Raw genomic sequence first — 12,170 nt, forward strand, 5'->3', positions numbered from 1 at the left:
AGGTTTCAATGGTTTGAGTGATTTGCAGGATGATTGGAGGGATGTTATGCAGTTTCCTTATCGCAATGTTCCGGCTTCGCGTATGCGCCGTATGCGCAGGGACGATTTTTCACGCCGCCTGATGCGCGAGCATACGCTAACTGCCGATGATTTGATTTATCCGGTGTTCGTATTGGAGGGATCGGCGCGCGAGGAGGATGTGCCTTCTATGCCGGGCGTGAAGCGTCAAAGTTTGGACAGGCTGCTGTTTACAGCGGAAGAGGCGGTGAAGTTCGGTATTCCGATGCTGGCACTGTTCCCCGTGGTTACGGCAAACAAAACCGAGCGTGCGGAGGAGGCGTACAATCCCGAAGGACTCGTGCCGACAGCCGTCCGCGCCTTGCGCGAGCGTTTCCCGGAACTGGGCATTATGACGGATGTCGCGCTCGATCCTTATACGGTTCACGGTCAGGACGGACTGACGGACGAAAACGGTTACGTGATGAATGATGAAACCGTCGAGGTTTTGGTCAAGCAGGCTTTGTGCCACGCTGAAGCGGGCGCGCAGGTCGTTGCCCCTTCCGATATGATGGACGGGCGTATCGGCGCGATTCGCGAGGCTTTAGAGGATGCCGGGCATATCCATACGCGGATTATGGCGTATTCCGCCAAATATGCTTCTGCATTCTACGGCCCTTTCCGTGATGCGGTGGGCAGTTCGGGCAATTTGGGCAAGGCGGACAAGAAAACCTACCAGATGGATCCGGCAAATACCGATGAGGCGTTGCACGAAGTGGCGTTGGACATTCAGGAAGGTGCGGATATGGTGATGGTCAAGCCCGGTTTGCCGTATTTGGACGTTGTCCGCCGCGTGAAGGACGAGTTCGGCGTACCGACTTATGCCTATCAGGTTTCGGGCGAATACGCGATGCTGCAGGCGGCGGTTGCCAACGGTTGGCTGGACGGCGGCAAAGTGGTTTTGGAAAGCCTGCTGGCATTCAAACGCGCGGGTGCGGACGGGATTTTGACCTATTACGCCATTGAGGCGGCAAAGATGCTGAAGCGTTGATATTTGATTCGCAATATTGAAATGCCGTCTGAAACTATGGTTTCAGACGGCATTTTTACGGTTTACAAAGTCGTATCGAGTGCGGTGGAAATATCGTTCCAAATATCATTTACGTCTTCAATACCGATGGAGAAGCGCAGGAGTCCGACCCTGATGCCCATTTCCATTTTCACATTATGCGGCACGCCGCTGTGGGACTGGGAATAGCAATGGTTGACCAAACTTTCCACACCGCCGAGGCTGGAAGCCATTTTGACCAGTTTCATGTTTTTAATCACGCTGTTTGCCGCTTCACGCGTGTCGTTTTTGAGATAAACCGTAACCACGCCGCCGATGCCTTTGGGCATTTGTGTTTTCGCCAGTTCGTAATGTTCGTGCGACGGCAGGCCGGGATGGAACACTTTTTCTATGGCAGGATGGGCTTCCAAACGGCGCGCGATTTCGAGTGCGTTTTGGCAATGGGCATTCATGCGCAAGGCCAATGTTTTGATACCGCGTAACACCAGCCAGCAGTCCATCGGGCCTGCAATCGCGCCGGTATGCACCATCATGTCGTGTAAAGGCTGCGCCAGCTCTTTAGTTTTGGCAACGACTACGCCCATCAATACGTCGGAATGGCCGCACAAATATTTGGTAGCAGAGTGGAACACAAAATCGCAACCCATATCCAAGGGCTGTTGCAGATACGGCGTGGCAAAGGTGTTGTCGATGCCGACCAGCGCACCGGCTGTTTTGGCTTTCGCGGCAAGGGCTTTGATGTCTACCAAGCGTAAAAGCGGATTGGACGGCGTTTCCAGCCAAACCAGTTTGACCTTGTGCGCTTTAAGCAATTTGTCCAAATTATTGGGATTGCCCAAATCGGCAAAAACAACGTTCACCCCCCATTTTTGATAAACATCGACCAATAAGTCATACGCGCCGCCGTAAATATCGGCGACGGCGACAATGGTATCGCCAGGGCGTAGGAAAGTGCGCCATACGGCATCAATTCCCGCCATACCGCTGGAAAACGCAAAACCTGCCACACCGTGTTCCAAATCGGCAACGGTGTCTTCTAAAATCTGACGGGTCGGGTTGCTCAGGCGCGAATAACGGTAAGGCACATTTTCGCCGATTTCGTGCAGCGCAAACATACTGTTTTGATAAATCGGCGGCATCAGCGCGCGGTTGTGTTCGTCGCAATCGTAGCTGGAATGAATGGCTTTCGTGGCGAATTTCATTTGGTCTCTGCCTATGTAGATGTGAATAATCGAAGATTTTATCACTATCTGAAAAATAGAAACAATCAATGCAGCTGCTAAAAGCGAGTGATATAATCTCGCATTTGCAGATTGACGGTATATTCCCCGGCGGAAACGCCATACCATGCACACATCTCAACAATTACATGAATATTAAGGAAAAACAACTCATGAACACTATTGCAGACGTGCAATCCAGCCGAGATTTGCGCAATCTGCCGATCAATCAGGTCGGTATCAAAGACCTGCGCTTTCCGATTACCCTGCAAACTGCAGAAGGCATCCAGTCCACCATTGCCCGTCTGACCATGACGGTTTACCTGCCTGCTGAGCAGAAGGGGACGCATATGTCGCGTTTTGTCGCATTGATGGAGCAACATGCCGAAGCCTTGGATTTCGCACAATTGCATAGGCTGACTGCCGAAATGGTCGCGCTTTTGGACTCCCACTCCGGTAAAATCAGCGTTTCTTTTCCATTTTTCCGCAAGAAAACCGCGCCGGTTTCCGGTATTCGGTCTTTACTGGATTATGATGTCAGCCTCACGGGCGAAATTAAAGACGGGGCATACGGCCACAGTATGAAGGTCATGATTCCCGTAACCTCGCTTTGCCCGTGTTCCAAAGAAATTTCCCAATACGGCGCGCATAATCAGCGTTCGCACGTTACCGTCAGCCTGACTGCCGATGCCGAAGTCGGTATCGAGGAAGTCATCGATTATGTGGAGGCGCAGGCGAGCTGCCAACTCTACGGCCTGCTCAAACGCCCCGATGAAAAATACGTTACCGAAAAGGCCTACGAAAATCCGAAATTCGTGGAAGATATGGTGCGCGATGTCGCTACTTCGCTGATTGCCGACAAACGCATCAAGAGTTTCGTCGTCGAGAGCGAGAATTTCGAGTCTATCCACAACCATTCGGCTTATGCCTATATCGCGTATCCGTAGGCGTGTTTGCGATGATCCAAATGCCGTCTGAAAGGCATTGGGGCGGCATTCGCGAATCTGCCGCCGCTTCACTTTCCGAGCCGCCGAAGGACGGGCAAAGTCCGGATAAGGTCCGACGGCGAGGGCGGCTTGTATGTGCGGCAGTGCCGTATCGGTTTGAAATCAATTTGCAATACAAATAATAAAAGGATGCCACTATGACGGTATTAGACAGAGAGCAGGTTCTATCCGCATTTAAAAACCGCAAATCGTGCCGGTATTACGATGCGGCACGCAAAATCAGTGCCGAGGATTTTCAGTTTATTTTAGAACTCGGGCGTTTGTCGCCCAGTTCGGTCGGTTCGGAGCCTTGGCAGTTTATTGTGGTTCAAAACCCTGAAATCCGACAGGCCGTCAAGCCGTTTTCTTGGGGTATGGCGGATGCTTTGGATACCGCCAGTCATTTGGTGGTGTTTTTGGCGAAGAAAAATGCCCGCTTCGACAGCACGTTTATGTTGGAAAGCCTCAAACGGCGCGGCGTTACCGAACCGGATGCCGTAGAAAAATCTTTGGCGAGGTATCAGGCGTTTCAAGCCGACGACATCAAGATTTTGGACGATCCGCACGCCTTGTTTGACTGGTGTTGCCGCCAGACCTATATCGCGTTAGCCAACATGATGACGGGTGCCGCTATGGCAGGTATCGATTCCTGCCCGGTGGAAGGTTTCAACTATGCCGATATGGAACGCGTATTGTCCGGGCAGTTCGGTTTGTTCGATGCTGCAGAATGGGGCGTGTCCGTTGCCGCGACATTCGGCTACCGGGTTCAGGAAATCGCCACGAAAGCGCGCAGGCCGTTGGAAGAAACCGTTATTTGGGCATAAGGCAATGCCGTCTGAAAACGCAAGGATTTTCAGACGGCATTTTTTATGCTTATTTAAAACGATTCGTCGGGAGCGAGGTAACGCCATTTGCCGGGCGGCAGCCTGCCGAGTTTGACCTTGCCCATGCGGATGCGCTTCAGCCCAACGACGCGCAGTCCGACCAGTTCGCACATACGGCGGATTTGCCGCTTTTTACCTTGTTTCAATACGAAACGCAGTTGGTCTTCGTTTTGCCATTCTACTTTGGCGGGACGCAGTTTCTCACCGTCCAAACTCAATCCGTGATTCAGTAAGGCAAGTCCTTTTTCGTCCAATTTGCCGCGCACGCGCACCAAATATTCTTTTTCACTGCCGCTGTTTTCGCCGATAAGCTGTTTGGCGATACGGCCGTCCTGCGTCAACACCAGCAATCCGACTGAATCGATATCGAGCCTGCCGGCGGGGGCGAGGCCGATTTTGTGTTTCGGATCGAAACGGATGCGGCCGGTGTCGCCTTCCCAGCGATTTTCAGAGGTAATCAGTTCGGCGGCAGATTTATAGCCTTTTTCCGCTTGTGCGCTGACATAGCCGACGGGTTTGTTCAACAGGATGGTAATGCGTGCCGCCTGCTGTTCGTGGGCTTTCTTGTTCAGTTCGATACGGTCTGCCGGTGAAACTTTTTGACCGAGTACGGCGGTTTTGCCGTTGACCGTTATCCAGCCCTGTTCGATATAGCCGTCGGCTTCGCGGCGCGAACAAAGCCCCAGTTGCGCCATGCGTTTGGAGAGGCGCATGGTATCTTCTGTATGGTTGGAGGAAATTTTGGGATTCATGGGTACTTTCGGGTAAAGGCCGGCTTAGACTAATTGCTCGCCCCAGTGCAGTTTTTGGCGCAGGGTTTTGAAATATTGGTAGTCGGTCGGGTGTAGGATGCGTAAGGGATTGTGGTAGCGGCGGATGATGATGCGGTCGAGGTTTTGCACGTCGATGAAGGATTGTCCGTCGAAATGAACGCGGGCGTCGCCGCTTTGAGTAACGAGGATTTCGATTTCAGATGCGTCGGAAATGGCGATGGGGCGGTTGGTCATGGATTGCGGACAGATGGGTACGAGTGTGAAGGCGTGTAATCCTGCCTGCATGATAGGACCGCCGGCGGCAAGCGAATAGGCGGTCGATCCGGTGGGGGTGGAGACAATCAGCCCGTCCGAACGTTGTGTATAGACGAATTCTCGATTGACGAAGACTTCAAATTCAATCATCTGTCCGGCACCGCCACGGGAGAGGACGGCATCGTTGAGGGCGAGGGCGCGTTCGGCGGTTTTGCCTTCGCGGATCAGTGCGGCTTCAATCAGGATTCGCTCTTCGGCAAGGTATTTTCCTTCTAAAACAGGCAATAGCTTGTCTGTCATATATTCGCGGGGAATTTGGGTAAGAAAGCCCAAATGACCTTGGTTGATGCCGATAATCGGAACGGCGCGCGGGGCGATTTCTCGGGCGGCAGAGAGAAAGGTGCCGTCTCCGCCTAAGACGGCGACCAAGTCGCAGTATTGTCCCAGTTCGGTCTTGTTGACGATGTGGCAGCCGACGGTGTCTTGGGTATAGATGCAGCATTCCCTTATGCCGACTTCGTCGAGATAGACGGTAAAGCCGTGCTGCTTCAAAAATGTAATCAGTGTGTGTGCAGTATCTTGGATGTCGGGCGTGTTGGGGCGGGTTACGATGCCGATGTTGTGAAAAGGGCTGTTCATGTCGGATGCCGTCTGAAGGTTAGTCTATCCAAATGTCGCGTTCGAGCCTGTCAAGGCGTTCGTTGAGGCGGGCAACGTCGTCGCGCAGTTTGTCCACTTCTTCCATCCAGGCGGACAGGGTGGCGGCGTCGATAACGGGGGATTCGGGTTCGCGTGAAAATTCGCCGATTTGTTCGGCTATGCTTCTGCCGATTTGTTTGATGCCGTGTCCGATATCGGCGGCACGGCTGCCGATGCTGTTACCGAGCTGCGTGCCGAAAATCCGTGCCAAGTCGTCTGATGCACGGTAACGCAGGCTGCCGAGCAGGGGTAATACCGCCATGCCGAGTATGAGGTCTCCTTCAAGGCTGATGTCTCCCACCCCCGGCTCGCCTCCTTGCAGGATTTTTTGTACCGCGCTGTTGCGGAAGGTGATTTCTGTATCTGCAAAACCGTTGCTTGCCGATAGAAATCCTTCTTCTGTGATACGTCCGGTCAGTTTCAATCCGGCAATGTTCAGTGCCAGTGTTTTGTCGGCAAATGCGGCAAGCTCCGAGCGGCTGTCGGGGTTTTGCTGAATCAGGTGGTTGATGATGGGGAATAGGGCGGACATGTTTATTTCCTGACTGTGGGCAGAATGCCGGTTTGTTGCTGTTGCCGGTTATTTTACAGGCTTAAGCCGTTATCGCAAACGGTAATGATGATTTTGCCCACGCTGTCGTCGGGTGTGAAATCTGGCGCGGGCAGGCCGAGTTTGGCAGCTTCTTCCGTATAAAATTCGCGTCGTGTCGGGTGGCGCGGTTCAATAATGTTTTTCAGTCTTTTGCCGTTGGGTTTTAATGCCGTCTGAAACAGGGTTTCGACGGCGATATCGCGGTGGATGATATTGACAGGCCGGTTGCCGCCTTGGATGTTTTGCTTTTGAGCAAGGCGGCTGACGGGATGGCGTTCGGCGCAATAAAGCCCGCCCAGCCGCAGGATGTCGATGTTGGAGATGCCGCTGTCGAGCAGGTGTTGTTCGGCGGCGAGGATTTGGCGGGCAGACTCGGTTTGCGGATCGGGTAGGGCGGTTTCGTCGCATTCGCGCACTTTATCGCCGTAAACGCTGGTGCTGCTCGTGAAAATCAGGTGTTGCACGTTGCACGCTCGGACAAGTTCTGCCCATTGTTTGACGGTGTCGGCGTAATGCGTCAGCGAGGAGGGCGGCAGCATGAAGAACCAAACGGGTTTGTCGGCGTGGTGCCGCCACAATGCCGTCTGAAAGGCATCGGTGTTGCCGAGGTCGAAGGTATCGAGGTGTATGGGCAGATTGATATCGTCCGAAGTCAGGCTGCGTTTGACGGCGGCAACGCGGCTGCCGTGTTCGTAAAGTTTCTGCGCCAAAGGACGGCCGAGGTAGCCTAAGCCTAAGATAGATGCGTCGGGGGAGGTGGAAGGAGGTGTATGTATCATGTTTATAGATGAATGCCGTCTGAAAATATGGTGGATTAACTTTAAACCAGTACGGCGTTGCTTCGCCTTGGCTCAAAGAGAACGATTCTCTAAGGTGCTGAAGCACCAAGTGAATCGATTTCGTACTATTTGTACTGTCTGCGGCTTCGTCGCTTTGTCCTGATTTAAAGTTAATCCACTATAGGCTCAGACGGCATGGAAATTATGAATGCGCACCGCCGATTTTCTGGTCGTATTCCTCGCGATGTTCCGGCAAGAGGTAGGGACGCAGGAGGCTTAAGGTGCGGCGGATGCCGCGTGCTTTGGAGTCTTCGGTCAGCTTGGTACGACCGCGCAGGGAGCTGTCGAAGTCGAACCAGTATTTCGTGATCATCCACATATTGACGGCGAGGTCGTTCATGGCGGTTTGGTCGGCTTGGATGATGTTCAGGCCGTTGAGCTGGGTAAGCAGCTTGACCAAGAGCGGGGAGACTTTGGCTTGGGTGAAGGTATTGTGTTCGCCCAACAATTCGGCACTGCGCGCAAGCAGGGTGTTCACGTCGCTGAACAGGAATCGGTATTCCCACATCACGTCGTAAATGCCCGCCATATAATTGATGGAGTCTTCCACATCGGACGGCAGCACGGCTTCATTCAAGTAGGCAAGCAGGGCTTCGCTGTAACGTTTGAACAGTTGGACGATGATTTCGTCTTTGTTGCGGAAGTGGTAATAAAGATTGCCCGGACTGATGCCCAAATGCGCCGCGATATGGTTGGTGCTGATGTTGCGCTCGCCTTCCTCGTTGAACAAGGCGAGGCCGGCATCGATGATGCGTGTGTAAGTGTTGATTTTGGCGGTGCGGGTCACGGGCATACTCCTTGGATTCACAGGCTGAACGAAGCGGGCAGCCAATTGGGTTCGGCGTGCAATTCTACCTGAAACCGAGCAAATACTGTAAATTTGATGTGTTGCGCCAGTTGCCGAACGTCGTTTGCCGAGGCGTTGTTTTTGTTCACTAAAACCAAAGCCTGTCGGTCGTGTACCGCCGCGCCGCCGATTTGGAAGCCTTTCAGACGGCATTGGTCAATCAGCCAGCCAGCGGCGAGTTTGACCGAACCGTCGGGCTGCGGATAGCGCGGCATATCGGGATGCTGCTGCAACAGGGTGGCGGCTTTTTCCGCGCTGACGACGGGGTTTTTAAAAAAACTGCCGACATTGCCCAAAACTTTCGGGTCAGGTAATTTGCTGTTGCGAATGGCGGATACCGCATCGGAAACGTCTTTTGCCGTCGCCTCCCTGCCTGCACTCAATTCGGCAACCTTCGCCGCCAAATCGCCGTAGCCCAAGTTCGGCACAAAATGCGTTTTTAATGCAAATATGACCGAAACAATCACATAACGCCCTTTGCCTTCCTGCTTGAACAGGCTTTCGCGGTAGGCGAAGCGGCAGTCGGTATTGGAAAGGGTTACAAAGGTTTCCGTATCCAAATCGAAACAGCGCACGCTGTGAATCGCATCTTTCGCCTCTACGCCGTATGCGCCGATGTTCTGCACGGGCGACGCGCCGACCGTACCCGGAATCAGGCTCAGGTTTTCCAAACCGCTCAAACCCAGCGCGACGGTGTGCAACACGAAATCGTGCCAAATTTCGCCCGCCTGCGCTTCAATCAGAACCATGCCGTCTGAACGCGCAATCTCGCGTATGCCTTTGTTTTCCATGTGTACGACCAGTCCGGCGTAATCCTGCATCAAAAGGATATTGCTGCCGCCGCCGAGCCATAAAACGGTATCGCGGTCGAACTCGGGCAGTCGGACGATGTCGTGCAATTCATCGGCGTGTTCAAGCGCGATAAAGGCTTGGGCTTGGGCGCGAAGACCGAAAGTGTTGTAGGGGGTGAGATCGGTTTGGTATTGGATGGGTTGCATGGGTTTAAACTTTAAAAGGGTATTGTCAGTGGCGGGCTTCAGCCCATAGTTTCATATTTTAATCGGCGGAGTTTTCAGACGACCTTATGCGATCTGACCATCTCCCTGCTGCACAATTCCAAGCACCACACCAAGGCGACGGCGGCGATGGTGAGCGAGGCGATCAATGCCGTCCAGAAGCCGTAAATGCCCATATCGAAACGGTAGGCGAGCAGGTAGCCCGGCAGCAGGCCGCAACCCCAGAAGGCGGCGGCGTGGATGAACATCGGTACCTTGGTGACTTTGTAGCCGCGTAGGGCGTAGGACGCGATGCATTGGGTGAAGTCTGCCGGTTGGAACAAGCCGGCGAACAGTAGGACGGTGGCGGCGATGCTTAAAACCGCTGGATCATTGTTGTACATACTTACCAGCGGCGAACGGAATAATACCAAAGAAAGCACGGTAATCACGGCGAGCATCCAACCCAACACCAGCGACACACCCGAAATATAACGCGCCCGCGAAAATTCGCGCCGTCCTAATGAAAAACCGATGCGCACCGTCCCCGCCGAGCCGACGCTTTGCGGAATCATATAGAGAATCCCCGACAAACTGATGCCGACTTGCTGCGCCGCCACATAATCCTCGCCGAAAGGCGCGATCAAGAACACGATAAACGAAAACGCGCTGGCTTCCAAAAAATAAGACAGTCCGATGGGCGCGCCGATTTTCCAAATCTGTTTGAACACCGCCCAATCCGGTTTGCCGAATTTCGCCGTCAGTCCGAACGGGCGGAAGAATTTTTCCTTGGCGATATAAATCCACAATGCCAGCGCGCTGAACCAAAACACCGCCATCGTCGCCAACCCGCAGCCCGCGCCGCCCAAAGCGGGCATACCGAATTTGCCGTAAACGAAAATATAGTTCAGCGGCACGTTCAACACAAACGCCGCGAAGCTGACCAACATAATCAGGCGCGGGCGGTTCAGGCTGGAAGCGTAGGCGTGCAGCGCGCGGTGTACCATTGCCGCCGGCATCGCCAAGCTGGTGAACAACATATACTGCGCCATCGTGCCTTCCACATAATCGCTCAAGGTCAGCCAGTTGCGGAACGGCGTAATCGCCGCCCACATCAAGACCATGCCGAAAATCCCCAAGATCAGCCCGAACCAAATCCCCTGCCGCCCCGTTTCGCCCACTTCACCGGTTTTACCCGCGCCGTAAAGCTGGGCAATCATCGGGTTCAGTGCCGCCATAATGCCCATAAAGGTAATATAAACCGTGGCAAACGCGCTGCTGCCCAAAGCCACCGCCGCCAAATCTTCCTTACCCGCACCGCCCGCCATCACGGTATCGACAAAACCGATGCCCACCTGCGCAATCTGTGCCAACAACATGGGCAGGGCAAGGGCGGTCAGCAGGCGGATTTCTTTCAGGAAGACGGGAAAGGAAAAGCGGTTGAGGTCGAGCAGCATAAGTGTTCAATCAACAAAAATGCCGTCTGAAACAAAAAAACGGCAGCGGGGAGTGATGAGAAATAATGGCGCACATTATATCGTAAAAAAATGCCGTGCCGTCAGACGGCGGATACAGGGTATAAAAGTATATTCAGATTGTGTGTATTTTATGGTAAAGTTTGGTTTTAACGACTTGACGGCATTGAGCCGTCGGACAGGGGCTGTTCGGATTCTGAATCGGAAGGAAGCATCGCCGTTTTGACAGCGGCGTGATGCGTTGCGGCAAAGATGCCGTCTGATTGCGGATCGGGCAGCCTTTTGTGTTTACAGGATAAAATAGAAGGCAGATTCTCATGCAGACATGGCAGCTTCCGGAACATATCGCCGACGTACTGCCCACGAACGCGCGGCAGCTTGAAAGCGCGCGCGAGCAGTTGTTGGCACTGTTCCGCGTACACGGTTATGAACTGGTACAGCCTCCGCTGATGGAGTACGCACATTCCCTGCTGACGCATATCGATGCGGGGCTTTCCCTGAAAACCATTTTGGTAACGGACAGGCTCAGCGGCAGGCAGTTGGGCATACGCGCCGACATCACGCCGCAGGTGGCGCGTATCGATGCCCATCTTTTATCCGCCAACCAAGGGATTAACCGGTTGTGTTATGCCGGTCCGGTGTTGCACGCGCAGTCCGACGGTCTGCTGAATATGCGCGAACCCTTGCAGGCAGGGGCGGAAATGTACGGTTTTGCCGACATCCGTGGCGACATCGAGCTGATAGACCTGATGCTGAAAAGCATGAAAATTGCCGATATGGGCAAAGTGCTGCTTTCGCTGGGGCATATCGGCATATTCCGCGCCTTGTCCGATGCGGCGCATTTGGATGCGGGGCAGTCCGCAACGCTGCTTGCCTTGATGCAGGATAAAGATACCGGGGCGGTCGAAGCGCAGGTCAAGGCTTGGAAGCTGGACGGTATGTGGGCAAAAGCATTCTCGCTGCTGCCGCGCCTGTACGGCAGGCGTGAAGTGTTGTCCGACGCTCGCGGACGGTTGCCGGATTTGTCGGCGGTCGGCGGCGCGTTGGACGAATTGCAGGCGGTATGCGACGCATTTCCCGATAATGAAATCCATATCGACTTGTCCGAGCTGCGTGTCGACAATTACCACACGGGCTTGCTGTATGCCGCCTATGCCGCCGATTTCCACGACGCGGTCGCGCGCGGCGGGCGTTATGACGGATTGGGCGGATATTTCGGCCGTGCGCGCCCGGCAACGGGATTCAGTTTCGACTTGCGCAGCTTTATCGGGCGTTTGCCCGCCATCGAACGGCAGCCCGCCGTGTTGGTCGATGCGGAAGATGCCGAAGCGGCGCGCGAAGCGGTCGAGGCCTTGCGTGAACAAGGGCAGTGTGTCGTGATTGACTACGGTATCGGACACAATGTTTCGGAAGAGCTTGCAGGCCGTCTGAAAAAGACTGACGGCGTTTGGCAGGTCGTGAAACGCTAAATACCCGTTCATGGCGGATGAAAGGCAAATCGAGGCGTGGCGCAAAGCCGCACCGGTTTGGGGATTTCCG

12 protein-coding genes and 1 pseudogene are annotated in these 12,170 nt (G+C 54.0%); 4 read left to right on the forward strand and 9 right to left on the reverse strand.

Features of this window, described 5'->3' with window-relative positions:
• Positions 1-46 precede the first annotated feature (46 nt).
• Positions 47-1,048 carry a porphobilinogen synthase gene (hemB, locus tag ACNAU7_RS00585; protein ID WP_118786950.1) on the forward strand — a complete coding sequence of 334 codons (1,002 nt, stop codon included), beginning with the start codon at positions 47-49 and terminating at the stop codon, positions 1,046-1,048.
• Positions 1,049-1,110: 62 nt separating this feature from the next.
• Here hemB and ACNAU7_RS00590 read toward each other — a convergent pair whose 3' ends face one another.
• On the reverse strand, positions 1,111-2,268 hold the full coding sequence (locus ACNAU7_RS00590) for a trans-sulfuration enzyme family protein (protein WP_416299749.1): 1,158 nt from the start codon (positions 2,266-2,268) through the stop codon (positions 1,111-1,113).
• Between the two features lie 191 nt (positions 2,269-2,459).
• Here ACNAU7_RS00590 and folE2 point away from each other — a divergent pair, with 191 nt between their 5' ends.
• On the forward strand, positions 2,460-3,233 hold the full coding sequence (folE2, locus tag ACNAU7_RS00595; RefSeq protein ID WP_416299751.1) for a GTP cyclohydrolase FolE2: 774 nt from the start codon (positions 2,460-2,462) through the stop codon (positions 3,231-3,233).
• A 197-nt stretch (positions 3,234-3,430) separates the two neighbouring features.
• Complete coding sequence (locus ACNAU7_RS00600; RefSeq protein WP_416299753.1) at positions 3,431-4,096, forward strand: NAD(P)H-dependent oxidoreductase; 666 nt, start codon at positions 3,431-3,433, stop codon at positions 4,094-4,096.
• A 53-nt stretch (positions 4,097-4,149) separates the two neighbouring features.
• On the opposite strand, the gene ACNAU7_RS00605 is transcribed toward ACNAU7_RS00600, so the two are convergent.
• From ACNAU7_RS00605 to norM, 8 genes and pseudogenes are all read right to left on the reverse strand, one after another.
• The gene (locus tag ACNAU7_RS00605) at positions 4,150-4,908 is read right to left on the reverse strand and encodes a pseudouridine synthase (protein ID WP_416299755.1); all 759 of its coding nucleotides are present in this window, start codon (positions 4,906-4,908) and stop codon (positions 4,150-4,152) included.
• Between the two features lie 24 nt (positions 4,909-4,932).
• Positions 4,933-5,823 carry an NAD(+) kinase gene (locus tag ACNAU7_RS00610; RefSeq protein WP_416299757.1) on the reverse strand — a complete coding sequence of 297 codons (891 nt, stop codon included), beginning with the start codon at positions 5,821-5,823 and terminating at the stop codon, positions 4,933-4,935.
• Between the two features lie 19 nt (positions 5,824-5,842).
• A complete protein-coding gene (locus ACNAU7_RS00615; protein ID WP_101133688.1) occupies positions 5,843-6,415 on the reverse strand; it encodes a ubiquinone biosynthesis accessory factor UbiJ in 573 nt (190 codons plus the stop codon).
• Positions 6,416-6,468: 53 nt separating this feature from the next.
• Positions 6,469-7,254 carry an SDR family oxidoreductase gene (locus tag ACNAU7_RS00620; protein WP_416299760.1) on the reverse strand — a complete coding sequence of 262 codons (786 nt, stop codon included), beginning with the start codon at positions 7,252-7,254 and terminating at the stop codon, positions 6,469-6,471.
• A gap of 120 nt (positions 7,255-7,374) precedes the next feature.
• Positions 7,375-7,437, reverse strand: a pseudogene (locus ACNAU7_RS00625) (transposase); the annotation flags it as partial.
• 19 nt (positions 7,438-7,456) lie between these two features.
• On the reverse strand, positions 7,457-8,107 hold the full coding sequence (locus ACNAU7_RS00630) for a TetR/AcrR family transcriptional regulator (protein WP_416299762.1): 651 nt from the start codon (positions 8,105-8,107) through the stop codon (positions 7,457-7,459).
• 11 nt (positions 8,108-8,118) lie between these two features.
• The gene (gene murB, locus ACNAU7_RS00635; protein ID WP_416299764.1) at positions 8,119-9,159 is read right to left on the reverse strand and encodes a UDP-N-acetylmuramate dehydrogenase; all 1,041 of its coding nucleotides are present in this window, start codon (positions 9,157-9,159) and stop codon (positions 8,119-8,121) included.
• Positions 9,160-9,233: 74 nt separating this feature from the next.
• The gene (norM, locus tag ACNAU7_RS00640) at positions 9,234-10,613 is read right to left on the reverse strand and encodes a multidrug efflux MATE transporter NorM (RefSeq protein WP_416299766.1); all 1,380 of its coding nucleotides are present in this window, start codon (positions 10,611-10,613) and stop codon (positions 9,234-9,236) included.
• A gap of 335 nt (positions 10,614-10,948) precedes the next feature.
• Between norM and ACNAU7_RS00645 the strand changes: the two genes are divergently transcribed.
• Positions 10,949-12,100 (forward strand): ATP phosphoribosyltransferase regulatory subunit, encoded by a 1,152-nt coding sequence (locus ACNAU7_RS00645; RefSeq protein ID WP_416299768.1) that lies wholly within the window; start codon positions 10,949-10,951, stop codon positions 12,098-12,100.
• Positions 12,101-12,170 lie beyond the last annotated feature (70 nt).

The organism is Neisseria sp. LACPHL-SPEC-2024-00856 (genome assembly GCF_047915665.1).
In the GTDB taxonomy this organism is placed as follows: domain Bacteria; phylum Pseudomonadota; class Gammaproteobacteria; order Burkholderiales; family Neisseriaceae; genus Neisseria; species Neisseria polysaccharea.